The organism is Uliginosibacterium sangjuense (assembly GCF_059132465.1).
In genome coordinates, this window is sequence record NZ_CP101132.1 from 4,016,414 (window position 1) to 4,041,650 (window position 25,237).

23 protein-coding genes are annotated in these 25,237 nt (G+C 66.8%); 12 read left to right on the top strand and 11 right to left on the bottom strand.

Going from position 1 to position 25,237, the window contains the following annotated elements; all coding sequences use genetic code 11:
* Positions 1-128 precede the first annotated feature (128 nt).
* The 5 genes from hpf to recA are packed head-to-tail and all read right to left on the bottom strand — an operon-like array spanning position 129 to position 4,188.
* Positions 129-452: a ribosome hibernation-promoting factor, HPF/YfiA family gene (hpf, locus tag NMB43_RS18630; protein WP_494349667.1), complete on the bottom strand. Its 324-nt coding sequence runs from the start codon at positions 450-452 to the stop codon at positions 129-131.
* A gap of 15 nt (positions 453-467) precedes the next feature.
* Complete coding sequence (locus NMB43_RS18635; RefSeq protein WP_494349668.1) at positions 468-1,973, bottom strand: RNA polymerase factor sigma-54; 1,506 nt, start codon at positions 1,971-1,973, stop codon at positions 468-470.
* Positions 1,974-1,997: 24 nt separating this feature from the next.
* Positions 1,998-2,720 carry an LPS export ABC transporter ATP-binding protein gene (gene lptB, locus NMB43_RS18640; protein WP_494349669.1) on the bottom strand — a complete coding sequence of 241 codons (723 nt, stop codon included), beginning with the start codon at positions 2,718-2,720 and terminating at the stop codon, positions 1,998-2,000.
* Positions 2,707-3,165: a recombination regulator RecX gene (gene recX / locus NMB43_RS18645; protein WP_494349670.1), complete on the bottom strand. Its 459-nt coding sequence runs from the start codon at positions 3,163-3,165 to the stop codon at positions 2,707-2,709. Before recX ends, lptB begins: the two co-directional genes overlap by 14 nt.
* Before the next feature lie 6 nt (positions 3,166-3,171).
* Entirely contained in the window at positions 3,172-4,188 is a 1,017-nt protein-coding gene (gene recA / locus NMB43_RS18650) for a recombinase RecA (RefSeq protein ID WP_494349671.1), read from the bottom strand.
* A gap of 313 nt (positions 4,189-4,501) precedes the next feature.
* Here recA and NMB43_RS18655 point away from each other — a divergent pair, with 313 nt between their 5' ends.
* From NMB43_RS18655 to NMB43_RS18695, 9 genes are all read left to right on the top strand, one after another.
* Positions 4,502-5,713 carry an efflux RND transporter periplasmic adaptor subunit gene (locus tag NMB43_RS18655; protein ID WP_494349672.1) on the top strand — a complete coding sequence of 404 codons (1,212 nt, stop codon included), beginning with the start codon at positions 4,502-4,504 and terminating at the stop codon, positions 5,711-5,713.
* Complete coding sequence (locus NMB43_RS18660) at positions 5,710-8,895, top strand: efflux RND transporter permease subunit (protein ID WP_494349673.1); 3,186 nt, start codon at positions 5,710-5,712, stop codon at positions 8,893-8,895. Before NMB43_RS18655 ends, NMB43_RS18660 begins: the two co-directional genes overlap by 4 nt.
* Before the next feature lie 49 nt (positions 8,896-8,944).
* Positions 8,945-10,114: a glycosyltransferase family 9 protein gene (locus NMB43_RS18665; protein ID WP_494349674.1), complete on the top strand. Its 1,170-nt coding sequence runs from the start codon at positions 8,945-8,947 to the stop codon at positions 10,112-10,114.
* On the top strand, positions 10,111-10,911 hold the full coding sequence (gene nudC, locus NMB43_RS18670) for an NAD(+) diphosphatase (RefSeq protein WP_494349675.1): 801 nt from the start codon (positions 10,111-10,113) through the stop codon (positions 10,909-10,911). The genes NMB43_RS18665 and nudC overlap by 4 nt, the downstream gene beginning before the upstream one ends.
* A gap of 52 nt (positions 10,912-10,963) precedes the next feature.
* Positions 10,964-11,746, top strand: coding sequence for an ABC transporter permease (locus NMB43_RS18675; protein WP_494349676.1), 783 nt, complete (start codon positions 10,964-10,966; stop codon positions 11,744-11,746).
* A gap of 73 nt (positions 11,747-11,819) precedes the next feature.
* Positions 11,820-14,075 (top strand): PAS domain-containing sensor histidine kinase, encoded by a 2,256-nt coding sequence (locus tag NMB43_RS18680; protein ID WP_494349677.1) that lies wholly within the window; start codon positions 11,820-11,822, stop codon positions 14,073-14,075.
* A gap of 83 nt (positions 14,076-14,158) precedes the next feature.
* Positions 14,159-14,491 (top strand): divalent-cation tolerance protein CutA, encoded by a 333-nt coding sequence (gene cutA / locus NMB43_RS18685; RefSeq protein WP_494349678.1) that lies wholly within the window; start codon positions 14,159-14,161, stop codon positions 14,489-14,491.
* A 29-nt stretch (positions 14,492-14,520) separates the two neighbouring features.
* Positions 14,521-16,392 (top strand): protein-disulfide reductase DsbD, encoded by a 1,872-nt coding sequence (dsbD, locus tag NMB43_RS18690; protein ID WP_494349679.1) that lies wholly within the window; start codon positions 14,521-14,523, stop codon positions 16,390-16,392.
* Positions 16,389-16,754, top strand: a complete 366-nt coding sequence (locus tag NMB43_RS18695; protein WP_494349680.1) for a RidA family protein — start codon at positions 16,389-16,391, stop codon at positions 16,752-16,754. The genes dsbD and NMB43_RS18695 overlap by 4 nt, the downstream gene beginning before the upstream one ends.
* 6 nt (positions 16,755-16,760) lie before the next feature.
* On the opposite strand, the gene NMB43_RS18700 is transcribed toward NMB43_RS18695, so the two are convergent.
* The 3 genes from NMB43_RS18700 to NMB43_RS18710 form a co-directional block, all read right to left on the bottom strand.
* On the bottom strand, positions 16,761-17,873 hold the full coding sequence (locus NMB43_RS18700) for an HD-GYP domain-containing protein (protein WP_494349681.1): 1,113 nt from the start codon (positions 17,871-17,873) through the stop codon (positions 16,761-16,763).
* A gap of 58 nt (positions 17,874-17,931) precedes the next feature.
* Positions 17,932-19,050, bottom strand: a complete 1,119-nt coding sequence (locus tag NMB43_RS18705; protein ID WP_494349682.1) for an HD-GYP domain-containing protein — start codon at positions 19,048-19,050, stop codon at positions 17,932-17,934.
* A gap of 99 nt (positions 19,051-19,149) precedes the next feature.
* Positions 19,150-20,067 (bottom strand): DMT family transporter, encoded by a 918-nt coding sequence (locus NMB43_RS18710; protein ID WP_494349683.1) that lies wholly within the window; start codon positions 20,065-20,067, stop codon positions 19,150-19,152.
* A 21-nt stretch (positions 20,068-20,088) separates the two neighbouring features.
* Between NMB43_RS18710 and NMB43_RS18715 the strand changes: the two genes are divergently transcribed.
* Both NMB43_RS18715 and NMB43_RS18720 read left to right on the top strand, forming a co-directional pair.
* Positions 20,089-20,925, top strand: coding sequence for a helix-turn-helix transcriptional regulator (locus tag NMB43_RS18715; RefSeq protein ID WP_494349684.1), 837 nt, complete (start codon positions 20,089-20,091; stop codon positions 20,923-20,925).
* A gap of 81 nt (positions 20,926-21,006) precedes the next feature.
* On the top strand, positions 21,007-21,639 hold the full coding sequence (locus NMB43_RS18720) for a LysE family translocator (RefSeq protein WP_494349685.1): 633 nt from the start codon (positions 21,007-21,009) through the stop codon (positions 21,637-21,639).
* Positions 21,640-21,693: 54 nt separating this feature from the next.
* On the opposite strand, the gene NMB43_RS18725 is transcribed toward NMB43_RS18720, so the two are convergent.
* Positions 21,694-22,875, bottom strand: a complete 1,182-nt coding sequence (locus tag NMB43_RS18725; protein WP_494349686.1) for an acetylornithine transaminase — start codon at positions 22,873-22,875, stop codon at positions 21,694-21,696.
* A 382-nt stretch (positions 22,876-23,257) separates the two neighbouring features.
* Between NMB43_RS18725 and NMB43_RS18730 the strand changes: the two genes are divergently transcribed.
* Positions 23,258-24,028: a sulfite exporter TauE/SafE family protein gene (locus tag NMB43_RS18730; RefSeq protein ID WP_494349687.1), complete on the top strand. Its 771-nt coding sequence runs from the start codon at positions 23,258-23,260 to the stop codon at positions 24,026-24,028.
* Here the strand turns inward: NMB43_RS18730 and NMB43_RS18735 are convergent.
* Together NMB43_RS18735 and NMB43_RS18740 are read right to left on the bottom strand one after the other, a co-directional pair.
* Positions 24,012-24,347, bottom strand: a complete 336-nt coding sequence (locus tag NMB43_RS18735; protein ID WP_494349688.1) for a cupin domain-containing protein — start codon at positions 24,345-24,347, stop codon at positions 24,012-24,014. The two genes, NMB43_RS18730 and NMB43_RS18735, sit on opposite strands and share 17 nt — an antisense overlap.
* A 26-nt stretch (positions 24,348-24,373) precedes the next feature.
* A complete protein-coding gene (locus NMB43_RS18740) occupies positions 24,374-25,234 on the bottom strand; it encodes a ParB/RepB/Spo0J family partition protein (protein ID WP_494349689.1) in 861 nt (286 codons plus the stop codon).
* Positions 25,235-25,237: the final 3 nt, after the last annotated feature.

Sequence of the window (25,237 nt, forward strand, 5' to 3'; positions counted from 1 at the left end):
CATCGGGCCGACTGCGCCCGCCACGACTGGAAATTCGCCGGCGCGGATCTGCCGCCCTCGGGGCGGCAGATCCGGCTGCAGTTCGACAGGATTATATGTCCGAGTGCAGCACCGCCGTGTGCAGTGTGTTACGAGCCGATCGCCTGTTGCTTGATGCCGGCGTGGCCATGGTCAGCAGTCTTTTCCTTGTGCTTGAGGACTTGGCGGTCGAGCTTGTCCACCATGGCGTCGATAGCCGCGTAGAGGTCGTCATTGTCGCATTCGACATGGATGTCCTTGCCCCGCACATGCAGGGTCACTTCGGCCTTCTGCCGAAGCTTTTCCACCGAGAGGATGACATGCGTCGCCGTGACGTGATCGAAGTGGCGGATCACGCGATCGAGCTTGCTGGTGACGTATTCGCGCAAGGCGGCGGTCACTTCGACATGATGGCCCGTGATGTTGAGGTTCATACCGTACTCCTCTGGTTAGATCGACTTGCGCTGACTGACCGGCGGGATATTCAGCGACTCACGGTACTTGGCGATCGTCCGTCGCGCCACCACGATACCCTGCTGGCCCAACACTTCGGCAATACGGGCGTCGGACAAGGGTTTCCTTGGATCCTCCCCGCCCACCATCTGGCGAATCAGCGCGCGAATCGCCGTGGCTGAGCAGGCACCGCCTGTATCGGTGGATACGTGACTGCCGAAGAAGTACTTCAGTTCAAAAATGCCGCGTGCCGTCGCCATGTACTTCTGCGTGGTCACGCGTGAGACGGTGGATTCGTGCAGTTCGAGTTCTTCCGCGATTTCCCTCAGGGTCAGTGGTCGCATGGCGACTTCACCGTAGTCGAAGAACTGGCGTTGGCGATCGACGATGGCTTGCGAGACCCGCAGAATCGTGTCGAAACGCTGCTGCACGTTCTTGATCAGCCACTTCGCCTCCTGCAACTGCGCGGACAGCGAAGCACTGGCACCACGGTTGTTATGGAGTATATCGGCATAGACACGGTGAATCCTGAGCTTCGGCATCGCCTCCGGATTGAGGCTGGCCGTCCAGTTGCCGCGATACTTCTTCACGATCACGTCGGGCACGATGTAGCGTGCATCGAGCGCCGCGAACTGGGCCCCTGGGCGCGGATTGAGACTGCAGATGAGCTCCTGGGCGGCACGCAGCGCGTCGTCGCTGCAGCCCAGGCGGCGCTTGATCTTCTGAAAGTCGCGCGCGGCCAGTTGCTCAAGGAGTCCATCGACGATGCCCAGCGCCAGCTCGCGGCTGGGCGTGACGGGTAGATTGCGTAGCTGAAGGGTCAGACATTCCTGCAGGTTGCGCGCGCCGACACCGGCCGGGTCCAGGTTCTGCACGTGATGCAGGGCGATCCCCAGCTCTTCCACCTCCACCTCCCACTCCTCGGGAATGAGGGGCAGCAGGTCTTCGAAGCTCTGCTGCAGGTAGCCATCGTCCTCCAGTGCTTCGACCATGAAGCGCACCAGGGCGCGATCACGGTCCGACAAGGGCATCAGGGAGACTTGCGCACTGAGGTGATCATGCAGGCTGGTGGTGGCGGCCTGGAATTCCTGGAAATCCGACTCGTCGTCGTCATCGTTGCCACGCCCGCTGCCGGCCTCGCTGCGCCATTCGGCGGCTTCGCCCAGGTCGTCGTCGGAGGCCGAGTCGTAGGCCTCGTTGATGGTGTCCGGCATCTCGACCGTGGAGGGCGGCTCAAAATCCTCCTCCCCGTTGGCCTTGCGTTCGGCCGAGGCGTAGTCCGCCTCGGTGGCTTCCGCCGTCGTCGTCACCTCGGGGGCGGCCACGACTTCGCCCGCCTCATCCTCCGCCCCATCACGCTCCAGCATCGGGTTGTCGAGCAGCATGCGCTCGATTTCCTGGTTCAGCTCCAGCGTGGAGAGCTGCAACAGCTTGATGGACTGTTGCAGCTGAGGGGTCAGCGCGAGTTGTTGCGAGAGGCGGAGCTGGAGGGAAGGCTTCATGGACAGGGTTGCAGCCAGGCGCGCTCAGAGACGGAAATGTTCGCCCAGGTAGATCTGGCGTACCTGGTCATTGTGCACAATCTCGTTCGGCTTGCCACCGGCCAGCACCTCACCGGCATTGATGATGAAGGCATGGTCGCAGATGCCGAGCGTCTCGCGCACGTTGTGATCGGTGATCAGCACGCCGATACCGCGCTGTTTGAGGAAGTTGATGATCTTCTGGATTTCCAGCACGGCAATCGGGTCGACGCCGGCAAAGGGCTCATCGAGCAGGATCAGCTTGGGTTGGGTGGCGAGCGCACGGGCGATCTCGCAGCGGCGACGCTCGCCGCCCGACAGCGCAATCGCCTGGGTGTCGCGCAGGTGGCCGATGTTCAGCTCATCGAGCAGCTCGTCCAGGCGCTCCTGCATCACCGCCTTGGGCAGCTTCTGCAGCTCCAGCACGGCCAGGATGTTCTCCGCCACGGTGAGCTTGCGGAACACCGAGTTCTCTTGCGGCAGGTAGGACAAGCCCATGCGCGCACGCTTGTGGATCGGCAGGTGCCCAAGCTCGGTGGCGTCCAGTTGCACGCTGCCGCCATCGGCGCGGACCAGGCCGACGATCATGTAGAAGCAGGTGGTCTTGCCGGCGCCATTGGGCCCCAGCAGGCCGACCACCTCGCCGCTGCCGACCTGGAACGACACATCCTTGACCACCGTGCGCGCTTTGTAGCGTTTGCGCAGGCCGGACACCCTAAGCAGACTCATCGAACGGTTCTTTCAAAATCCTGCGTATCACTTCCGACGAAAAACCACGCGACTGCAGGAAGCGTGCCTGCTTCGCCCATTCTTTCGCGTCCTGCGGCGCCTGCGTGAACTTTTTCGCCCACACGCCACGCGCACGACTCAATTCATCTCCTGCCAGACCGGCCAGCGCCTCGCCGGCCAGCTCGGCGCTGACGCCACGCTCGGCCAGCTCGCGCCGGATGCGTCCGCTGCCGAAACGCTCGCCACGCGCACGCACGAAGCTCTCGGCAAAACGCTCATCCGACTGCAGCCCGGTTTCCACCATGCGCTGCACGACCGCCTCCACATCCTCGCCTTCCGCCGCCTTCGCCTTGAGCTTGCGTCGCAGCTCATGCTGCGAATGCTCGCGCGTGGCAAGCATTCGCAGGGCCTGCGATTTGAGCGAAGCGGCCGGCGCTTTCTTCATCACGGCTTATTCGGCCGCCACGACTCCCATGGCGGCCACACCCACGGCTTCGCGAATCTTGTTCTCGATCTCGCGCGCAGTCTCGGGGTGTTCGCGCAGGAATTCGCGCGCATTGTCCTTGCCCTGGCCGATCTTCTCACCCTGGTAGGCATACCAGGCCCCCGACTTGTCGACGAACTTGTGATCGACGCCCATGTCGACGATCTCACCTTCGCGCGAAATGCCTTCGCCGTAGAGGATGTCGAAGTGGGCTTCCTTGAACGGCGGCGCGACCTTGTTCTTGACGACCTTGACCTTGGTCTCGGAGCCAATGACTTCCTCGCCCTTCTTGATCGTGCCAGTGCGGCGGATGTCCAGGCGCACCGAGGCGTAGAACTTCAGCGCGTTGCCGCCCGTCGTGGTTTCGGGATTGCCGAACATCACGCCGATCTTCATGCGGATCTGGTTGATGAAGATGACCAGCGTATTGGTGCGCTTGATGTTGGCGGTGAGCTTGCGCAGCGCCTGGCTCATCAGGCGGGCCTGCAGGCCGGGCAACTGGTCGCCCATCTCGCCTTCGATTTCGGCCTTGGGCGTCAGTGCGGCAACCGAGTCGATCACCAGGATGTCGACGCCGCCGGAGCGCACCAGCATGTCGGCGATCTCCAGCGCCTGCTCGCCGGTGTCCGGCTGGGAGATCAGCAGATCCTCGACCTTGACGCCCAGCTTGCCGGCGTAGCTCACGTCCAGTGCATGCTCAGCGTCGATAAAAGCGGCCGTGCCCCCGATCTTCTGCATCTCGGCGATGACTTGCAGGGTCAGCGTGGTCTTGCCGGAGGACTCCGGTCCGTAGATCTCGACGACGCGGCCGCGCGGCAGGCCGCCGATGCCCAGCGCGATATCCAGCCCCAGGGAGCCGGTCGATACGGCCTGGATGTTCTCCTCCAGCTTGCCGTCGCCCATCCGCATGATGGAGCCCTTGCCGAACTGTTTCTCGATCTGCGAAAGCGCTGCAGCAAGCGCCTTGGCCTTGTTGTCGTCCATGAAAAACCTCGCAAAATGGTCGTGGGAATTATGGCACAGAGCTTGCAACGGAAAGCATCCGGAGCGCCGTGCCTTGCGCAGTGCAACAGCCGATTTGTTTTATCCCGGCCGTCGATGACTGAGTAAATATACAGTATCAATCGCAATGCCCGTGAGCAAACCTGTTCGCCGATTCGCGCATGTGTTTGCAACTGAGAACAATTTTGCGCTTGGCAGCGGTAAAGCGATGAACCATGATGCGGGCCCGGCATCCAACTGCCGTTCAAACCTCCCTGGCCAAGGCGCGAGCGCGGACAACGCCCTCGCGGGATACATGCACTACCGCCCCCTCGCGGCCCTGCTGTGTGCAGGGTTTGCTTTGCTTGCCTGCAAACCCCAAGAAGACACGCTGCCTCTCACGAACAAGGCGGAGGGAACTGCCCCGGCTGCACCCCGGACCGGTGACACCCGCAGCGGGCGGCCACAGAACGTCACCACCACGCAAACCCGCAGCGAGACGGTGCCGCTGATGCTAGAGGCCCAGGGCAGCGTGCTGTCGCTGGACGAGGTGGACCTGCGGCCACAGAAGAACGGCACGATCCGCGAGGTGCTGGTGCGCGAAGGCAGCGAAGTGCGCCGCGGGCAACTGCTGTTCACGCTGGACGACCGCGAAGACGTGGCCAACGTGGAAAAGGCCGCCGCCGCGGTAGCCGGCGCGGAAGCCGCCCTGTCGGTGGCGCGGCGCGACCTGAATCGCACCCAGGAGCTTTCCAACCAGAGCTTCGTCTCCTCCTCCGCGCTGGATACCCAGAAGAACAAGGTGGAAGTGGCCGAGGCGCAGTTGGTGCAGGCCAAGGCGGCACTGGACCAGGCCAAGGTAAGCCTGTCCTACAGCCGCATTTCGGCGCCCTTCGACGGTCGCGCCGGGCGTGTGGATGTGCGCCCTGGCGCCCTGGTCAACGCCAGCTCGACGCAGACTGCGCTGGTGCGCATCACCCGCATGCACCCGATCGGGGTGACCTTCACGCTGCCCGAGAACAATCTGCAGGCGCTGCTGGCGGCGCAGCGCAAGGGCCCGGTGAAAGTGACCGCCACACTCGACGAGCAGCGCGAGATCCAGGGCGAAGTGAGCTTCATCGACAGCAGCGTGGACCGCAACTCCGGCACCATCCTGCTCAAGGCGCGCATGGACAACAGCGCGCGCCTGGTGTGGCCGGGTCAGTACGTCACGGTCAAAGTCGCGGCAGGCGTCATCGACAAGGCGACGGTGCTGCCGGCGCAAGCCGTCATCAACGGTCCTGACGGCCGTCTGGTCTACATCGTGAAGGACGATGCCACGGTCGAGGCCCGGCCGGTCGAGCTGCTGCGCATCGTCGACCAGAAGGCGGTGCTCAAGGGCATCGAGCCCGGGCTCAAGGTGGTGCTGGAAGGCGGCCAGAACCTGCGCCCTGGGGCCAAGGTGGCGGAGGCCGCCGACAAACCGGCGGGCGGACGCAAGCGCGACGGCGGCGCCCAGGACAAGAAGACCCAGGCGGCCGCGCAATGAAGATCGCCGAACTGAGCATCCACCGCCCGGTCGCCACCACCTTGTTGTGGCTGGCCGTGATGATCGGCGGCGTCGCTGCCTGGTTCAAACTCCCCATCTCCGCGCTGCCGTCCTTCAATCAGCCCATCATCCAGGTCAGCGCCAACCTGGCCGGGGCCAGCCCCGAGACCATGGCCTCCTCGGTGGCCACCGTGCTGGAACGTCAGTTCTCGACGATCTCCGGCCTCAAGATGATGACTTCGTCATCCACCCAGGGCAGCACCAACCTGACGCTGGAGTTCCTGCCCTCGCGCGACATCGACGCCGCCTCGGTGGACGTGCAGGCAGCCATCATGCGCGCGCAGCGCCAACTGCCGGAAGACATGACGAATCCACCGAGCTACCGCAAGGTCAACCCGGCGGACGACCCGATCCTGTTCATCACGCTGGACTCGCCCTCGCTGTCGCTGGACCAGCTCAACGACTACGCCGACAACCTGATCTCGCCCACGCTGTCGACACTGGACGGCGTAGCCCAGGTCACCATCAACGGCCAGAAGCGCTATGCCGTTCGCATCACGGTCGACCCGGCCAAGCTGGCGGCACGCGACATCTCGATCGGCGAGCTGTCCACCGCACTCGGCGCGGCCAACGCCAACACGCCGATGGGCACGCTGGAAGGCCAGCGCCAGACCCTGATGATCACCGCCAACGACCAGCTCAACGACGCGGCGGACTTTGCCCGCCTCATCGTGGCGATCAAGAACGGCCAGCCGGTGCGCCTGAATGAAGTGGCCGAAGTCATCGACAGCGTGGAGAACATCAAGAGCGCGAGCTGGGTCAACGGCAAGCGCGGCATCAACCTGCAGGTGCTGCGCCAGCCCAATGCCAACACGGTGGCGGTGGTCGACGCGGTGCGCGCGGCCATCCCCAGGCTCAAGGCGCAACTGCCGGCCTCGGTCGACATCAACATCCTCAACGACCGTTCGCTGTCGATCCGCGAGTCGATCCATGATGTGAACCTCACCATGCTGCTGACCGTGGGCCTGGTGCTGCTGGTGATCCTGATGTTCCTGCGCCGGCTGTCCGCCACGCTGATTCCCTCGGTGTCGCTGCCGGCCTCGCTGCTGGGCACCTTCGGCATCATGCTGTGGGCCGGCTACAGCCTCAACAACATCTCGCTGATGGGGCTGACCATCGCCATCGGCCTGGTGGTGGACGATGCCATCGTGGTGCTGGAGAACATCGTCCGGCATATCGAAGCAGGGGTGAAACCCTTTCCCGCCGCGGTACGCGGCGTGCGCGAAGTGGGCTTCACGGTGATCTCGATCTCGGTCTCGCTGATCGCGGTGTTCATCCCGATCTTCTTCATGCCGGGTGTCATCGGTCTGATGTTCCACGAGTTCGCCGTTGTCGTCTCGCTGTCCATCGCCGTCTCCGCCGTAGCTGCGCTGACCATCATCCCGATGCTGTCGGCCCGTTTCATCAAGCACGATCCACATCACGCCCAGCACAAACCGGGTTTCCTGGGCGCCTTGTTCGAACGCGGCTTCGACGCCGTGCTGAACATCTACACCCACAGCCTCGCGTGGACCCTTCACCGCCGTGCCCTGATGTTGCTGCTGGCCCTGGCCACCTGTGTCGGGACCGTGTGGCTGTACCTGGCCATGCCCAAGGGCTTCTTCCCCGACGAAGACATCAGCCAGGTGCGCGCGCCGGTGACGCCGGCACAGGACATGTCCTGGCAGGCCACGCGCGAGCTGGTGCTGAAGTACGAGGATCGCATCCGGCGCAACCCGGCCGTGCAGGACGTGGTTGCCAACATGAACAGCACCGGCAACCGCGGCTTCATCTTCATCACACTCAAGCCCAAGGGTGAGCGTGGCGACATGAAGCAGGTGCTGGAAAGTCTGCGCCGCGACACCGGCGACATCGCTGGTGGGCAGATTTCCTTCTCGGCAATCCAGAACCTGCGTATCGGCGGGGTCAATGCGAATGCGCGCTACCAATATTCGCTGCAATCTGTCGACTACGATCTGGCCGCGCAGCAGGCCGAGCGCATGCAGCGCGCTCTGCGCGAGTCACCCCTGCTCAAGGACATCAACTCCAACGCCGAGCGGCGCGCGGTGCAGGCCAAGCTGATCATCGACCGCGACCAGGCCCTGGCCCTGGGCGTGGACATGCAGAGTCTGCGCAACGTGCTCAACGCCTCCTTCGGCGAACGCCAGGTGGCCACCATCTACGCAGCGCAGGACAACTTCCCGGTGATCCTGCAATGGGCCGACGCGTACCGCGCCGACGAGAGCGGCCTGGAGTTCCTGCGCGTGCGCTCCAAGAACGGCCAGTTGGTGCCGGTCACCGCCTTCGCGCGCATCGAGCGCGCCGCCGTCAACAACTCGGTCAATCACCAGGGGCAGGCCGGTGCGGTCACCCTGTCCTTCAACCTCGCGCCGGGCGTGACCCTGTCGCAGGCCATCGAGGAGGTGCGGCGCATCCGCAGCGGACTCGACATGCCCTCCAACGTGTTCGGCGAGTTCATCGGCGACGCCGCGGTGTACCAGGAGTCGCAGACCAGCCAGTTGTGGCTGATCCTGCTCGCCATCGCGGTCATCTATGTGGTGCTGGGCGTGCTGTACGAGAGTTGGGTGCACCCGATCACCATCCTCGCCGGCATTCCCTCGGCCGCCGTGGGGGCGCTGCTGTCGCTGCAGATCGTGGGGCTGGAGCTGACCTTCATTGCGATGGTGGGCATCCTGCTGCTGATCGGCATCGTGAAGAAGAACGCGATCATGATGATCGACTTCGCCCTGGAGGCGCAGCGCAAGGAACACCTAGCGCCGCACGCGGCGATCCAGGCCGCCGCCCGCCTGCGCTTCCGCCCGATCATGATGACCACCCTGGCGGCCATCATGGGGGCGCTGCCGATCGCGCTGGGCCTGGGCGCGGGCGCCGAACTGCGTCAACCGATGGGGGTGGCCATCGTCGGCGGCCTGATCCTGTCGCAGCTCATCACGCTGTACATCACGCCGTCGCTGTATCTCTCGTTCGACTGGTTGCAGCACAGGCTGGGGCTGGTGGAGCACAAACCCGCCGAGAAGAAGGCGGACAAGAAGACGCAGCCGCTCCGCGAGAGTCACGACACGGCACCGGCACGCGCGGCGACGCCCGCCAATCAGGAAAGCGCGGTCACCGAACCGGGGTGACGCGCCGCGCAGCAGCACGCGCCAGGGCGGCATGCCGTATCCTTGGCGCATGAGTGCCACCCAGTATTCCACCCAGTTGAATGCGCTGTTCGGCAGCGCGCGCATCGACGAGGCACTGGCCACCGCCCGCGCCTGGTGCGCCGCCGAGCCTGGCGCCGTGATGGCCTGGCAATACCGCGGCAACGCGGAGCTGTGGCTGGGCCGGCCCGAGGCCGCCGAGGCCTGCTACCGCGAGGCCTTGCGCCTCGCCCCCGGCGAGCCGCGCAGCGAGGCCAACCTGGCGCTCGCACTGCTTGGCCAGGGGCGTTTCGCCGAGGCCTGGCCACTGTATGAAACCCGCTACGACCCGCGCCTCGTGGCCCACGACCAGGTGCGCTTCACCCTGCCGGGCGAGCGCCAATGGCGCGGCGAGCCGCTGGCCGGGCGCCGCCTGCTGCTGGTGCGCGAACAGGGCTTCGGCGACCTGATCCAGTTCATCCGCTATGCCGCCGAGCTGAAGACGCACGGCGCCGGCGAAGTCGTCCTGTGGGCGCCGAGCACGCTGGCCACGCTGGCCGCAGGCGCCCCCGGCGTCAACCGTGTCGTCACGCAGGAACCCCACGCGACCGACTACGACCTGTGGACGCCGCTGCTGTCGCTCCCGCTTTTGTTGGGCAGCGCCGGCGTACCGCCGCCCCCCGCCCTGCCCTACCTGCAGGCCGATCCGGCACGCATCGCGCACTGGGCCGGCCAGCTCGACGCCTGGGCCGGCGGCAAGCGCCGTATCGGTTTCGCGTGGGCCGGCAGCGCCGGCAATGCCATCAACATCCTGCGCTCGCTGCCCATCGCTCAGTTGCTCGACCTGCTGGCCCGCCGCCCCGCCTCGCTGGCCGTCTCGCTGCAACTCGGAGAACCGGGCATGCAGGAACTGGCCGCCCAATGCCAGCGTGGCATGGTGCCGCTGCTCGATCTGCTGACGGACTTCGGCGAAACGGCCGCCGTCATGCACACGCTCGATCTGATCATCACCGTGGATACCGCCGTCGCGCATCTGGCCGGTGCGCTGGGCCGTCCGACCTGGGTGCTGCTGCCCGTCGCCGCCGACTGGCGCTGGCGCCTGCAGGATGGCGCCAACCCCTGGTACCCGACCCTGCGTCACTTCCGCCAGACCACGCCCGGCGACTGGGCGCCGGTGGTCGACGAAATCGTGGCCGCGCTCCACACCTGGATGTCCGCATGAAACTGCTGTTCGCTCCCGCCGCCCTCGACGCCACTGGCCTGTGCCTCGGCTTCATCGACGAAGACCTGATCGTGGACCAAGCCGGCAAGCTGCCACCCGCAACGGCCCTGGCGGGCCTACCCGGGACCACGACCCTGCACATCGCGGAATGGGAGGGGCAGGCCTGCCTCACCCGTCAATGGCCAGCCGGCACGCCGCTGCCGGAAGACCTGTCAGCCCTCAGCCTGCGCCTGGCGCACGACACCCTGCCGGAGCCGCTCTATCGACTCGCGACCCGCGCCAAGCTGCTCCACACCTGGGACCGCCAGCACCGCTTCTGCGGCGCCTGCGGCAGCCCCACCGAGATGCAGGCGCACGAACCGGCGCGACGCTGCCCGGCCTGCGGTCTGCTGAGCTTCCCGCGCCTGTCGCCGGCCATCATGGTGCTGATCCACCGCGGCGATGAAGTGCTGCTGGCGCGCTCGCCTCACTTCAAGTCCGGCGTTTTCAGCGCGCTGGCTGGCTTCGTGGATGCCGGCGAGAGCGCCGAGGACTGCGTGCACCGCGAAGTCATGGAAGAGGTCGGCCTGCGGGTGACGAACCTGCGCTGGTTCAGCAGCCAGAGCTGGCCCTTCCCGCACTCGCTGATGCTGGCCTTCCACGCCGACTACGCGGGCGGCGAGATCGTGCTGCAACCGGACGAGATCGAGGAGGCGCGCTGGGTGTCGAAACAGGCCCTGCGCGCGGACAGTGCGGACATCCTGCTGCCCCGCCCGGTCAGCATCGCCTGGCGCCTGATCCGGAGTGCCCTCGATTGACTGCGCCGCCGGCTGCGTCATCATGGCAGCTTCGCCCTGCCTGAGCGCCGCCATGGAATGGTTCGTCCCCTTTGACCTCGCCCCGCGCCGCGCGCTCGCCGTGTGGCGACGCAACCTCAAGGTGTGGAGCCGCCTGGCCGTGCCCTCGCTGCTGGGCAACCTGGCCGATCCGCTGATCTACCTCGCCGGCCTGGGCCTGGGTCTGGGCGCCTTGCTGGGTGAGGTTGCCGGCGTGCCCTACGTGGCCTTCCTTGCCACCGGCACGGTGGCCTTCTCGACCATGAACGGCGCCACCTTCGAGACGCTGTACTCTGGCTTCGCGCGCATGCACCAGCAGAAGACCTGGGAGGCGATCATGAATGCACCGGTGTCGCTGGACGACGTGATGCTGGGCGAGCTGGCCTGGGCCGCCACCAAGTCCTGTTTCTCGGGCACCGCCATCGTGCTGGTGATCACCGCCTTCGGCCTGACCAGCCTGCCGCAGGCGCTGCTGGCGATCCCGTTGATCCTGCTGATCGGCTTCGCTTTCGCCTGCCTGGCCATGATCGCCACCGCACTGGCGCCCGGCTACGACTTCTTCATGTACTACTTCACCCTGTTCGTGAGCCCCATGGCCATGCTCGGCGGCGTGTTCTTCCCCACCGAACAATTGCCCGAGATCGTGCGCCAGGCCACCGCCTGGCTGCCGCTGGTGCATGCGGTCGAGTTGCTGCGCCCCACGCTGCTGGGCGGCCCGGTGCCCGGCTTTCTGCTGCACGTGGGCGTGTTGCTGGGCTATGCCGCCGCCGGCCTGGTGCTCGCCCGCGCCCTGATGCGCCGACGCCTGCTGCGCTGAACCCGAGCGCTGCGCTTCAGCCGGCACCGGCCGGCGCCGATAACACTAAAGACATAGCCTTCGCCGTCCGGGAATGACCCAGCCAACCGCCACGTCGCCGCAGGACCCGATTGCCTGGTTGCTCGACGACCGCGGGCAAGGCCTGGTGCGCATCACGCTGCTGTTCACGATCGCGCTGGCACTCACCCTGACCATGCTGGCCGCCTTCCTCAGCGGCAACCCGGCCTTCCTGTGGCGCACCCCCTTGTTCTTCTGCGAACTGTGCTACAGCGCGCTGGGCCTGTATTACCTGCGACACCATCAGCAGCGCGCGGTGACCGTGGTGCTGTGGGGCCTGCTGCTGAGCGTGCTGATCCAGTGCAGCTGGGCCGCCGGCGTGCACTCCGCCGCCGGGGTCGTGATCCCCGCGCTGCTGGTGGTGGGCTGCTTCGTCCTGCCGCGCCGCCAGGTCATCGTGATGGCCGCACTAAGCCTGCTCTGGCTGTGCGTGCTGGCGACCCTGCACCAGCAACTGTATGCCGCGCCCGTGACGCGCAGCACGCCGACCGGCTTCCTGATGGCCTACCTGTTCGCCATTCCGCTCAGCACCAGCGCCGCCCTGCTGATCGGGCGCGCCCTGCTGGGCCAGGTGGAGCGCACGCGCCAGGCCAATGCAGCTCTGGCCGACAAGCTGGCCGAGCTGCAGCAATCACATGACATGTTCGCCCGCATGTTCCAGCTCGTGCCGGTGCCGCTTGCCATCGCGACCCAGAGCGAGGGCCGCCACCTGACGGTTAACGATGCGTGGTTGCAGACTTTCCGCCTGCAGCGCGATCAGGTGATCGGCCTCACCGGGGTGGAGATTGGCTTGTGGCCGGACCCCGTCGCGCGCCAGGCCTGGGCCGATACTATTGCAGCCGGACACGGCGCGGTCGTCAGCAGCATGGTCCGCCTGCGCGACGCCGCAGGTGGCCTGCACGACATGATGATCAGCGCGCTGACGATCCAGCATGCTGGCCAGGAGTGCCTGCTGAGCGCCAATGTCGACCTCACCGAGCGCCTGCGCGCCGAGGCCGAGGTCCGCCGCCTCAACGCCCGGCTGGCACAACAGGTCAGCGAGTTGCAGCGTTCGCAACTGAAATTCTCCACGCTGTTTACGCTGAACCCGGTCGCGATCAGCGTGACCCTGCTGGAGGATGGCAGCTACTACGACGTCAACCCAGCCTGGGAGAAGGCCACTGGCTACTCGCGCAGCGAGGCCCTGGGCCAGACCTCCACCGCCCTGGGCGTATGGATCAGCGAAGCCGAACGCGCGCACTGGGTCGAGGCACTGGCCCGCCAGAAGCACCTGCCCGACTTCCAGGCGCGCTTCCGCATGCGCAGCGGCGAGATCCGCTCCTACCTGATCGACGCCCAGCTCGTCGAGTATGACAACCGCCCCTGCATCATCGCGGCCTTCGTCGACATCACCGAGCGCCTGCGCATCGAAGCCGAGCTGCGCGAGCTCAACGCGCGCATGGAGGTGCACGTGCAGGAGCGCAGCCAGCGCCTGTCGGAGACGGTCGCCACCCTGCAGCGCGCGCAGGAGGAACTGGTGCATGCCGAGAAGCTGGCCTCGCTGGGCTCACTGGTGGCCGGCGTGGCACACGAGTTGAACACGCCGATCGGCAACGCAGTGCTGATCACCTCCACCCTCAACGACAAGCTGCGTGGCCTGCGCGCCGAGGTGCAGGCCGATCGCCTGCGCCGCTCGACGCTGGAGGAATTCCTCGATGACACCGGCCAGGCCGGCAGCCTGCTCGAAAATTCGCTGTGGCGCGCGCGCGAACTGATCCGCAGCTTCAAGCAGGTGGCCATCGACCAGACCTCGGAACGACGCCGCCCCTGTGGTCTCAACGAACTGGTGCGCGACGTCTGCGACACCCTGCGCCCCAGCCTGCGCAACCCACGCTGGCAACTGGAGCTGGAGTTGGGCGAGGAGATCGCGCTCGACAGCTACCCCGGCCCGCTCGGCCAGGTGCTCACCAACCTGATCCAGAATGCCTTCTTCCATGGCCTCAGCGAAGACCAGCCCGGCTGCGTACGGGTGACGGTGCGCCCGCAGGCGGGAGAGCAGGTCGAGATCAGCGTGCACGACGATGGGCGTGGCATCCCCCCCGAGCACATCGGCCACATCTTCGACCCCTTCTTCACCACCCGCCTGGGCCATGGCGGCTCCGGCCTGGGCCTCAACATCGTGTATGGCATCGTCACCAAGCTGCTGGGCGGGCGCATCCAGGTCAGCTCCGAGCCGGGCCAGGGCACCTGCTTCACCCTGAACCTGCCGCGCCACGCGCCCGACGCACCCTGACCGCCGCCCCACGACGTGGGCGCGGCTTGTCCGGCGCGGCGCCGCGCCGGCACAATGCGGGCAGTCATCCGTGGAGAGCCCCGATGCGCCCTGAAACCGTCCTGCTGGTCCTCACCAACACCCCCGACCTGGAGGTGGCGCGCAAGCTCGCACGCCAGGTGGTGGAACATCGGCTCGCCGCCTGTGTCAACATCCTCGCCCCCTGCCAGTCGATCTACGGCTGGGAGGGCGGCGTGGAAGACGCCACCGAGGTGCCCCTGCTGATCAAGACCACCGCCGCGCGCTACGGCATGCTGGAAGAGGCAATCCGCAGCCTGCACCCGTACGAAGTGCCGGAGATCATCGCGCTGCCGGTCAGCCATGGCCTGCCCGCCTACCTCGGCTGGGTCGAACAGGAAGTCAACAACAAGGATTGAACTGGCGCCTGTCGGGTGCCTCCAACTGCATGCCATCGACACTCAACCTGCCCTGGCTGCGCCAAATGCTGGCGCCGCTGCTCCTGCTGTGCAGCCTGCTCGCCCCCCTGCCCACGCTGGCCAACGAGCCCCTGCCGCCGCGCGAGGCCTTCCGCCTCTCCCTCAGCCGCCCCGACGCACAGACCCTGGTGGTGCGCTACCGCATCGCGCCGGGCTACTACCTGTACCAGGCCAAGTTCGCCTTCCGCAGCGACACGCCTGGCGTCAGCCTGGGCCAGCCCGCCTTCCCGACTGGCGAAGCGCATGAGGATGCGTTCTTCGGCAAGCAGACCGTCTTCCGCGACGAGATCGAGATCCATCTGCCACTCAGCGCCGCGCCGGCCGATGCGCTGAGCCTGGCCGTCAGCTCGCAGGGCTGTGCCGACCTGGGGGTGTGCTACCCGCCCGACGAGCAGGTGCTGAGTGTCGCCGTCGGCGCCACGGTGGGCGACACCACCGGCGGCGGCGGACTGCTCGCCGGCCTGCTGGGCAAGCGCCCGGCCAGCAGCACGCCGGGCCAGGACGCGAGCCCGCAGATGGATCGCCCGGCCGAGGACGCCGGGCGCGCCGAGGACAACGCCAGCGACGGCAGCCAGTTCGCCGGCCTGCTGCGCGACGGCAACCTCGCCTGGATCGCCCTGTCCTTCCTCGGCCTGGGCCTGCTGATGAGCTTCACGCCCTGCGTGCTGCCGATGCTGCCCATCCTCTCCGGCATCATCGTCGGGCATGGCGAAGGCATCTCGCGCGGCCGCGCCGCGGCCCTGTGCACCGCCTATGTCATGGGCATGGCCGTCACCTACACTGCGGCGGGCGTGGGCGCCGGCCTGTCCGGCACGCTGTTGTCGACCGCGCTGCAGAACGTGTGGGTGCTGGGCGCCTTCGCCCTGGTCTTCGTGATCCTGGCCCTGGCCATGTTCGGCGCCTTCGAGTTGCAACTGCCCAGCGCGCTGCAGTCGCGCCTGTCTACCCTGGTCACCCGCCCCGGCGGTTCGCTGTGGCGCCTGGCCCTGATGGGTGCGCTGTCGGCGCTGATCGTGGGCCCCTGCATGGCAGCACCGCTGGCCGGTGCGCTGCTCTACATCGCGCAGAGCGGCGATGCGGCGATCGGCGGACTGGCCCTGTTCAGCATGGCGCTGGGCATGGGCGTGCCGGTGCTGCTGGTGGGGGTGGCCTCGCGCCACTGGCTGCCCAAGCCGGGCCCGTGGATGGAGGGCGTCAAGCGCAGCTTCGGGGTGATTCTGCTAGGTACCGCGATCTGGCTGGTGGCGCCGGTGCTGCCGCCGCTCGCCGGCATGCTGGCCTGGGCCGCACTGCTGGTGGCCAGCGGGGTGATGCTGCGCGCGCTCGATGCGCTGCCGCCGCGCGCCCACCGTCATCAACGCCTGGGCAAGGCGCTGGGCGTGCTGTGCCTGCTCGCCGGCGCAGCCGTGCTGGCCGGCGGGCTGGCCGGCGGCCATGACCCGCTGCGCCCGCTGGCCCCCTTCACCGGCGCGGTGGCGGGCGAGCCGGCGCGCTTCGAGCGCATCCGCAGCAGCGCCGAGCTGGACGCGCGCATCGCAGCCAGCAGCAAGCCGGTGATCCTCGACTTCTATGCCGACTGGTGTGTCTCCTGCCGCGAGATGGAACACAGCACCTTCCGCGATCCGGCCGTCGTCGCACGCCTGCAGCGCTTCACCCTGCTGCAGGCCGACGTGACCGCCAACACGCCGGAAGACCGCGAGCTGCTGCGCCGCTTCGGGCTCTATGGCCCGCCCGGCATCCTCTTCTTCACGCCCCAGGGAGCCGAGCAGCGCGCCCTGCGGGTGATCGGCTTCCAGGACGGCGAACGCTTCCTGCGCCAACTCGACCGGGCCCTGCCATGAACGACAGCCTGCACGACGACATCCAGCGCCTGGGCGTGAGCGCGCGCTACAGCGACGCGGTCATCCACAACGGCCAGGTCTTCGCGGTCGAAGTCCCCGCCAGCGAGGACGGCGACATCACCCACCAGACCACCAGCCTGCTGGCGCTGCTGGAGGCCACGCTGGCGCGTGCGGGTAGCAGCAAGGCGCGCCTTCTGATGGCCACGATCTACCTCACGGACATGAATGACTACGCCGCGATGAACGCGGTGTGGGACGCCTGGCTGCCGCCCGGCACAGCGCCGGCGCGCGCCTGCGTGAAGGTCGCCGGCCTCGCCCGGCCGGGCTGGCGGGTGGAGATCGCGGTCACCGCCGCGCGCTGAATCGCCTCAGGCACGATAGCGCCAGATCTTCTCCAGTTGCACGCTGACCATGGACTTCTCGGCCGGGATCACGCCCACGATCTGGTAGGCCGGGTCGGCCGTATCGCGCCGGATCGGGTCGGCGCAGCGCAGGCCCTTGGCGTTGATGAGCGTCATCGCGATCGGCGTCTTGGCGCCCGCGCCACGCTGGAAGACGACGCCCACATCGCCATTGGCGAGCTTGACCTGGGTGCCCGGTGGGTAGAGACCCGTCTCCTTGACCAGCAGCGCACCGAAGGGGTTGCTCTTGCCCCCGCCGCTGGCCACGAAGACCTGGCGCGCCGCCTCGCTGCCGTTGAGCTGCGGGCGGTAGCCACGCGGGGCGAGCATGGCGGTGAACATGTCGCAGACCTGGATCAGTTGCGACAGTTCGCCCAGTGCCGACACCTTGCGCGGGTAGCCGGTACCGTCGCTGCGTTCATGGTGCTCCAGCACCGCGCGCAGCCATTCACGGTCCGTCACTCCGCATTCCATCAACATGCGCGCACCCGCGACAGGATGATCATCAATGAGGCTGCGTTGCTCGGGGCTCATGCCACCACGGTGGTTGCGCAATTGCTGCTGCAACTCGTGCATGCCCACGTTCATGCTCAGCGCTGCGCACAGCAGGCTGAAGCGACGGTCCTCGTCCCACCCTGCCTGCTGGGCAATGATGTCGGCCATCACCGCAGTAAAGAAGGCATGCGCCGCCGGGTAGTTGCGTTGCTCGCTCAACTGCATGGCGGCCAGCGCGGTGTCGGGGCTGCGCTCGGCGAGCCAGGAGATACGCTCGGCCTGCTCGCCCAGCAGCCCCTCCAGGCTGCCATCGACCGGCAACTCGTCGAGCAGCAGGGCGAGGTTGGCCTGCACCGAGGCGATGATGTGGAAGGGATCGTAGGGCGGCTCGCGGCCTTCCAGTGAGGCCTGGTACTCGATGGAATCGACGTACATGCCGCGCTCGACCAGTTGCTCCACCTGGTCGTCCAGCGCCACCACATAGCCCTTGCGCAGCAGCAGCGTGCCGCCGCGATCGAACACATCCCACCTCAGGGCTTCGCCGAGGGCGATCTGGCTCGCTTGCAGTTTATGGAACTCGCGCATGAGGTCCGCCTTTCCTTCCTCGCGCGGGGCGCGCTGTTCTCAGTCTAGCCGGCGCCCCTCACGGACGCTCGTCGTGGCGCCACAGGCGCTCGAAGTTCAGGCCTACCAGGGCCTTGTCCTGCGCGATCACGCTCACGATCTGCCACTGCGGGTCGTCCGTGCTGCGCCGGATCGGCTCCACGCAGGGCTGCCCCTTGGCATTGATGAGGCTCATGACCACGGGGGTCTTGGCACTGGCGCCACGCTTGAACACGGTACCGATCTCACCGTTGGCGAGCTTGACGATGGTGCCCGGCGGATAGATGCCGACCTCCTTGACCAGCAATGCGCCAAAGGGATTGCCCTTGTCGCCGTTCATGCCCACAAAGACCTGGCGCGTGGCCTCGCTGCCGGCCACCGGGCGGCGGTAGGTGCGCGGGCTCAGCTTGGCCGTGAACACATCGCAGGCATGCAGCAGCAGCGCCACCTCGCTGGGGTTCTTCACCTTGCGCGGGTAACCCGAGCCGTCCGGCTTCTCGTGATGCTCCAGTACCGCGCGCAGCCATTCGTCATCCTGCACGCCGCAACCGATCAGCAGCTTGGCGCCCGCCATCGGATGCTCGTCGATGGTCTTGCGCTGCACCTGGCTCAAGGGATCACGCTGGTTGCGCAGGGCCAGTTGCAGCTTGAGCATGCCTACGTTCATGCTCAGCCCGGCGCACACGAGACTCAGGCGCCGCGCTTCGTCCCAGCCGGCACGACGCGCCACCATATCGGCCAGCACGGCGGTGAAGAAGCTGTGCGCGATCGGGTAGTTGCGCTGCTCGACCAGTTGCATCGCGGCCAGCGCCATGTCGGGGCTGCGCGCAGCGAGCAGCATCACAGCACGCGCCTGCGTCGTCATGTCCTGTTGCAGGCTGCCGTCCTGCGGCAAGGCTTCAAGCAGGTAGGCCAGGTGCGCCTGCACCGACTCCATGATGTAGAACGGGTCGTAAGGCGGCGGACGCCCTTCCTGGCTGGCACGGAACTCGGCCGCGTCGACATACATGCCGCGCTCCAGCAACTCCTCCGCCTGGTCCGGGTCGCGTACCACGTAACCTTTGCGCAGCAGCAGGTTGCCGGCACGATCGAAAACGTCCCAGCGCAAGGCTTCGCCGAGCTGAATCTGCTCTGGCTTGAGCCGATGAAACTCCCGCATGTCCCGGCGCCCCCTGGCTTGTTTTGCCTTGGATAGCGGCAGGGGCGCAGCAGAATCGAGTCAGGACATGCCCGTGCAAACGTAAAACCTGGTGTCGCCTCAGCCCGCGCTGCGCGAGGCGGTAAAGATGCCGCCAATGATCAAGGCCATGCCCAGGAAGTGATAGGCCTGCGGCGCCTCGCCCAGGAACAGCGCCGACAGCAAGGGGGTAGCCACCGGCATCAGGTGGATGAACAGGCCCGAGACCGCGCCGCCGACCTGCGCCACCGCACGGTTCCAGAACACGTAGCCGAGGAAGGCCGGGAAGATGCCGGTGTAGGCAATGCCCGCCAGGGCCGCCGGGCTGGCGTGGATGACCCGCCCTTGCGCCAGCTCCCAGACATAGAAGGGCGTCAGACCCAGGATGCCGATGCCGGTGAGCAGCAACAGCAGGGCCATGGGATGCAGGCCCGCCGGGCGGAAACGCAGCAACACCGTGTACCCGGCCCACACGAACACCGACACCATGATCCACAGGTCGCCCGGGTTGAAGCTCAGCGCCGCCAGCCGCGCCAGTTCGCCATGCGCCACGATCACCACGACGCCGGCCAGCGACACGCCCACGCCCAGCAGCTCATGCCCCGTCAGGCGCTTGCCGAAGAAGGCCACCGACAGGCCGATGATCACAATAGGGATGAAGGAATTGAGCAGCACCCCGTTGGTGGCCGTGGTGAACTGCAGCCCGAGGTAGGCCAGGGTGTTGTAGCCGGTGATGCCCAGCAGCCCGAGCAGCACGAGGATGCGCCAGTGCGCGCGCAGCGCCGGCAGACATTGCGCGCGATGCGGCCAGGCGAAGGGCAGCACGCAGGCAAACGCGATGACCCAGCGCCAGAAGGCCAGCGCCACCGGCGGCACATCGCCACGGAAGCCGCGCCCGACGACCCAGTTGCCGGACCAGAACAATACGGTCAGGGTCAGCAGCAGGTAGGGGTTGGCGAGGCGCGCGGCCCAGCCGGAGGGTGGATTCTGCTCGGACATGGGCGGATGATAACGGGATTCATGCGTCACCCTGCCGCCCACTCCCTCCCTCACGCCCGCCCCGACTTCTGGCGCCACCCGGCCTTGCCCTTCGTCGAGAGCCGCCGCGCGCGTGACAGCCAGGCCTGCTACGCCGATCACACTCACGATGCGCTGTCGCTGGGCCTGATCGACGGCGGCCACAGCGTCTCCCGTCTGGAAGGCCGCAGCCAGGCGCTCCACCGAGGTCATGTCATCAGCATCCCGGCGGGCATGGTGCATGCCTGCAATCCGCTGCCTGACGGGCACTGGTCCTACCGCATGCTCTACCTTGACCCCACCTGGGTGAGGACGGTGCTGGCCGAAAGCGGACGCGCGGACAATGCCCTAGCGGCACCGTGGGTGACGGATGCGGCCGATTGCTTCCTGCGGCTGCGCGAGGCCGATGACGCCTTGCGCCGAGGCGAGGATGTGGCCGGCGCCGAGGCGAGGCTGATCGACAGCCTGCTGCATGTCGCGGACCACGCGCAGCCGCCGCCCTCCCCATCCGCCTGGCCACGCCTGCAGGGCACAGCCTTGAAACGTGCGCTCGAACTGCTGGATGCGCACTGTCACGAAACACTCCCGCTGGCCACCATCGCGCAAGTCGCCGGGCTCAGCCGGGCCCATCTGCTGCGCGCCTTCCGCGATGCCATGGGCATGACGCCGCACGCCTGGCAGCTCGATCGCCGCGTCCACCACGCCAAGCCCTTGCTGCGGGCCGGCCTGCCGCTGGCCGAGGTGGCCCTGCGGCTCGGCTTCGCCGACCAGAGCCATTTCCAGCGCGTCTTCAAGCAACGCGTGGCGGCCACGCCGCTGGAGTACCTGGGCCGCCGCTGAACGAGGGCGCGGCGCACTTTTGTTCAATACAGGCCGCCACCACCCGCGGGATGCTGCGCTCCCAGCTTCACGGAGCCGCGCATGCCCTTCGATCCCGCCCAGTTCGCCCTCGTCGCCCTGGCCCACTTCCTTGCCCTGCTGAGCCCCGGGCCGGATTTCTTCCTGATCCTGCGTAGCGCACTGCTACGCGGTTTCCGCCTCGCCGCCGCGGTCTGCCTGGGCATCGCCCTGGCCAATGGCGCCTACATCCTGCTCGCCATCACCGGTGTCGGGCTCTTGCAACAGAACGCCGACCTGTTCCGCTGGATCAGTGTCGCCGGCGCACTGTATCTGGCCTGGCTCGGCTGGTTGTGCCTGCGGCACAGTGGCCAGGCGACACCACCTGACGCGGAGGCACCAGCGGCCCTGCCCGCCGCCCGCGGGCGCGCCCTGCTGACCGGCTTCCTGTGCGGCATCCTGAACCCGAAGAATTCGCTGTTCTACGCCAGCCTGTACGCCCTGCTCGGCAAGTCCTCGCCCCCGCCCGCACTGCAGGCCTTCTATGGCGCCTGGATGTTCGGCGTGGTGCTGCTGTGGGACCTCGGCGTCGCCGCGCTGTGCCGTCAGCCCTGGCTCACGCAGCGCCTGCTGCGCCATGCCGGTCGCATCGAGCGCGCGACCGGACTGGTGCTGTGGGGTATCGCCGGCAGCGTGATCATCGGCGTGATGCGCTGATTGAAACGACGAGGGGGCCGCAAGCGGCCCCCTCGTCTCTCTGGCAAACCAGGCTTACTTGCGCAGCAGACCCTTGAGCATCTCGATCATCTGGTCGATCTCTTCACGCGTGGTGGTCAGCGCGGGCATGAAGCGCAGCAGGTTGGGGCGCGGCGAGTTGAGCAGCACACCCACCGGGTTCAGGTCGCGACCGGCATCGACGATGGCCGGACCGCGCTCGTCCGCCAGCACCAGCGCGCGCAGCATGCCCACACCGCGCTCGCCGCCGAGCTTGAACTCTTCCGACAGCGCCAGCAGCTTGTGCGACAGGTACTCGCCCTTGGCCGCCACCTCGGCCATGAAGCCCTCGGCCAGCAAGGTCTCCAGCACCGCGATACCGACCGCCGTCATCAGCGGATTGCCGTTGTAGGTGCCGCCCTGGTCGCCGGCTTCGAACACGCAGATCTCTTCGCGCGCCAGCAGCGCTGACAACGGCACGCCGCCACCGATGCCCTTGCCCAAGGTCATGATGTCCGGCTTGACGCCGCTATGCTGGTAGCCGAAGAGCTTGCCGGTGCGGCCATAGCCGGTCTGCACCTCGTCGACGATCAGCAGGATGCCCTTGTCCTGCGTCAGCTTGCGCAGGCCCTGCATGAATTCCACGCTGGCCGGGATCACGCCACCCTCGCCCTGCACCGGCTCCAACATCACCGCCACCGTCTTGTCGGTGATCAGGGCGGCGACCGAGTCGAGATCGTTGATCGTGGCCTTGGGGAAGCCCGGCACCTGCGGGGCGTAGATCGTGTCCCAACCCGGCTTGCCGGAGGCCGACATGGTGGCCAGCGTGCGGCCATGGAAGCTGTTGACCATGGTGATGATCTCGTAGGCGCCGTTCTTGTTCTTCTTGCCCCATTTGCGCGCGAGCTTGATGGCGCCCTCGTTGGCTTCGGCGCCGGAGTTGGCGAAGAACACGCGATCGAAATCGGAGTGGTCCGTCAGCATGCGCGCGAGCTTCATCGCCGGTGCGTTGTAGAAGGCCGGGCTGGGGTTCAGCAGCTTGGCCGACTGCTCGGCCAGCGCGCGGCTGATCTGCGGCGGGCAGTGGCCCAGGCAGTTCACTGCCCAGCCCTGCACGAAGTCCAGGTATCGCTTGCCATTGTGGTCGGTCAGCCACGAACCTTCGCCGGAGGCGAAGACGAGTTCGGGCCGAGGGGTGATCCACATCAGCGATTGGCTGTCGGCAAGCGGGTTGTTCATTGCAGGGCTCCTGGAAGCGAGGTGTTGCGGTAATGAAAACGGCGGGAAAAAACAAAAAGGCCACGGGTTTGCCGCGGCCTTGGTACTCGGAATCCTTCAGTCAAATTCGCTGCGGTTTCGATCACCCGTGACACGACGGCGCGGCCAATGCAAGGCGGCGTCGGCGCAGGGACAGGAGGCGACCGGAGAACAGGATGGCGAGCGAAGACATGCGGCGAGTATGCCAAGGGCCGCGCCCGCGATGCAAGCGTGAAAAGATGAAACCTGGTGGCGATTCCGCCTCGACGCATGCCGCGAGGCGTGCTCGTATGGTAGCTTGACAAACCGTTCAGACGAAGCCGTAAACGTCTGACAACAAAGCCTCTTTCATCGTACAAGTCGCATGTCCCACGAACTGCTGGTCCTTCTCCCGATCTCCTTCATCGCTGGCGCGATCAACGCGGCGGTCGGCGGCGGCGGCCTCATCGGCATCCCCGCGCTGTACAGCACGCTGACCAGCTTCTCGCCGGCGCAGATCATGGGCGTGGACAAGTTCTCCTCGGTCATGGGGCACATGATGTCGGTGCGCCAGTACGCGGCCAAGATGGATCTGCCCTGGCGTCTGATCCTGCCTACCGCGCTGACTGCTTTCGCCGGCTCCTACACCGGCGTGCGCATGCTGGAGCTGATGCCCACGCAGTGGATGCGCCCGGTGATCATCGTGGTCATCACGATCATGCTGATCTACACCTGGTTCAAGCCGCAGTTCGGCGCCCAGGACACCAGCCGCCAACCGACGCGCGCCGATCTCTACAAGGGCGCCGCGCTGGGCATGGCCCTGGGCTTCTATGACGGTTTCATCGGGCCGGGAACGGGGAGCTTCCTGCTGTTCCTGTTCGTGCGCTTCTTCCACTTCGACTTCCTGCGCGCCACCGCCTGCGCCAAGGTGGTGAACACCGGGACCAATGCCGCCACGCTGGTGTTCCTGATTCCCGCTGGCCTGGTGGATTACCGCCTTGCGGTGCCGCTGGGCATCGCCGCGATCTGCGGCTCGATCCTCGGCTCACACCTGGCGATGAGGGGCGGCAACCAGTGGATTCGCCGCCTATTCCTGCTGCTCGCCGTGACCTTGCTGATCAAGCTGAGTTGGGAAACGCTCAAGCCTTTCCTGTAGACGACAGGACATGCACGGTCAGCCACACGGTGCGTGGCGCCGTGCCTGCCACGCGGTGACGGCAATGCGCCGGGATCAACAGGCTGTCGCCCGGTGCCAGGGTCTGTTCGCCGTCCTCGAAACCCAGCACGGCTCCACCCTGCACCAGCATGACCCATTCGTCATGCGGCTGGTCGTACCAGAAGTCGAGCGGACTTGAATGCCCGTCGGAGACGATGCGCTCAATGCGCAGCGCCGGCGATTCGAACAGGATCTGGAAGTGTTCCTCCTCGCCGGGCGTGGGCAGAGTGGCGAGGAGGTTGAAGAGCTCAGGCGTCATGCGGCGGAACCGCTGCGCGTTCCGCCCTACTTGAGGCGGGCAAGCAGGCCGTCGAGCTGGTCGAGGCTGGCGAAGTCGATGGTGATGGCGCCGGCCCCCTTCTTGTTGGCCTTGATCTTCACGGTCGCGCCGAGCTTGTCGGACAGGTCTTCTTCCAGGCGCAGCAGGTCGGTGCTGGCCTCGGCACGCTTGGCCGTCTTTGCATCCTTGGGGTTCAGGCGGCTGTTGACCAGCTTTTCAGTGTCGCGCACAGACAGGCGCTTGGCGACCACCTGGTTGGCCACCAGGATCTGCTCGGCCGGCGCCAGCGCCAGCAAGGCACGGGCATGACCCATCTCGATGTCGCCGACCATCAGCATCTCGCGCACCGAATCCTGCAGTTGCAGCAGGCGCAGCAGGTTGGAGGTGGCCGGGCGCGAGCGGCCCAGCGCATCGGCCGCCTGCTGGTGCGTCATGCCGAATTCGTCAATCAGGCGCTGGATGCCCAGCGCCTCTTCCAGTGGATTCAGATCCTCGCGCTGGATGTTCTCGATCAGCGACATGGCCAGCGCAGCTTCGTCCGGAATCTCCCGGATGATCACCGGCACCTCGGTCAGCTCGGCGATCTGCGCCGCGCGCCAGCGGCGCTCGCCCGCGATGATCTCGTGGCGTCCGCCACCGATGGGCCGCACCGTGATCGGCTGCATCAGGCCCTGCGCCTTGATCGAGGCCGCCAGTTCCTCCAGCGAACCGGCATCCATGCGCGTACGCGGCTGGTACTTGCCGGGCTGCAGCTCACCGACCGGCAGCGTCGTCAGGTTGCCGGCGTTGTCCGACGGCAGGGTGTCGCCGCCCAGCAGGGCTTCGAGGCCACGACCGAGGCCTTTCTTGATCTTGGGTGGGTTCATGGT

Bases quoted from the DNA above. Each gene is read 5' to 3' on its own strand.
- dsbD (WP_494349679.1), top strand. From the start codon at position 14,521: ATGCCATCGACACTCAACCTGCCCTGGCTGCGCCAAATGCTGGCGCCG.
- NMB43_RS18705 (WP_494349682.1), bottom strand. From the start codon at position 19,050: ATGCGGGAGTTTCATCGGCTCAAGCCAGAGCAGATTCAGCTCGGCGAA.
- NMB43_RS18655 (WP_494349672.1), top strand. From the start codon at position 4,502: ATGCACTACCGCCCCCTCGCGGCCCTGCTGTGTGCAGGGTTTGCTTTG.
- NMB43_RS18730 (WP_494349687.1), top strand. From the start codon at position 23,258: ATGTCCCACGAACTGCTGGTCCTTCTCCCGATCTCCTTCATCGCTGGC.
- hpf (WP_494349667.1), bottom strand. From the start codon at position 452: ATGAACCTCAACATCACGGGCCATCATGTCGAAGTGACCGCCGCCTTG.
- NMB43_RS18665 (WP_494349674.1), top strand. From the start codon at position 8,945: ATGAGTGCCACCCAGTATTCCACCCAGTTGAATGCGCTGTTCGGCAGC.
- cutA (WP_494349678.1), top strand. From the start codon at position 14,159: ATGCGCCCTGAAACCGTCCTGCTGGTCCTCACCAACACCCCCGACCTG.
- lptB (WP_494349669.1), bottom strand. From the start codon at position 2,720: ATGAGTCTGCTTAGGGTGTCCGGCCTGCGCAAACGCTACAAAGCGCGC.
- NMB43_RS18725 (WP_494349686.1), bottom strand. From the start codon at position 22,875: ATGAACAACCCGCTTGCCGACAGCCAATCGCTGATGTGGATCACCCCT.
- nudC (WP_494349675.1), top strand. From the start codon at position 10,111: ATGAAACTGCTGTTCGCTCCCGCCGCCCTCGACGCCACTGGCCTGTGC.
- NMB43_RS18735 (WP_494349688.1), bottom strand. From the start codon at position 24,347: ATGACGCCTGAGCTCTTCAACCTCCTCGCCACTCTGCCCACGCCCGGC.
- recX (WP_494349670.1), bottom strand. From the start codon at position 3,165: ATGAAGAAAGCGCCGGCCGCTTCGCTCAAATCGCAGGCCCTGCGAATG.
- NMB43_RS18720 (WP_494349685.1), top strand. From the start codon at position 21,007: ATGCCCTTCGATCCCGCCCAGTTCGCCCTCGTCGCCCTGGCCCACTTC.
- NMB43_RS18675 (WP_494349676.1), top strand. From the start codon at position 10,964: ATGGAATGGTTCGTCCCCTTTGACCTCGCCCCGCGCCGCGCGCTCGCC.
- NMB43_RS18635 (WP_494349668.1), bottom strand. From the start codon at position 1,973: ATGAAGCCTTCCCTCCAGCTCCGCCTCTCGCAACAACTCGCGCTGACC.
- NMB43_RS18660 (WP_494349673.1), top strand. From the start codon at position 5,710: ATGAAGATCGCCGAACTGAGCATCCACCGCCCGGTCGCCACCACCTTG.
- NMB43_RS18700 (WP_494349681.1), bottom strand. From the start codon at position 17,873: ATGCGCGAGTTCCATAAACTGCAAGCGAGCCAGATCGCCCTCGGCGAA.
- recA (WP_494349671.1), bottom strand. From the start codon at position 4,188: ATGGACGACAACAAGGCCAAGGCGCTTGCTGCAGCGCTTTCGCAGATC.
- NMB43_RS18740 (WP_494349689.1), bottom strand. From the start codon at position 25,234: ATGAACCCACCCAAGATCAAGAAAGGCCTCGGTCGTGGCCTCGAAGCC.
- NMB43_RS18695 (WP_494349680.1), top strand. From the start codon at position 16,389: ATGAACGACAGCCTGCACGACGACATCCAGCGCCTGGGCGTGAGCGCG.
- NMB43_RS18680 (WP_494349677.1), top strand. From the start codon at position 11,820: ATGACCCAGCCAACCGCCACGTCGCCGCAGGACCCGATTGCCTGGTTG.
- NMB43_RS18710 (WP_494349683.1), bottom strand. From the start codon at position 20,067: ATGTCCGAGCAGAATCCACCCTCCGGCTGGGCCGCGCGCCTCGCCAAC.
- NMB43_RS18715 (WP_494349684.1), top strand. From the start codon at position 20,089: ATGCGTCACCCTGCCGCCCACTCCCTCCCTCACGCCCGCCCCGACTTC.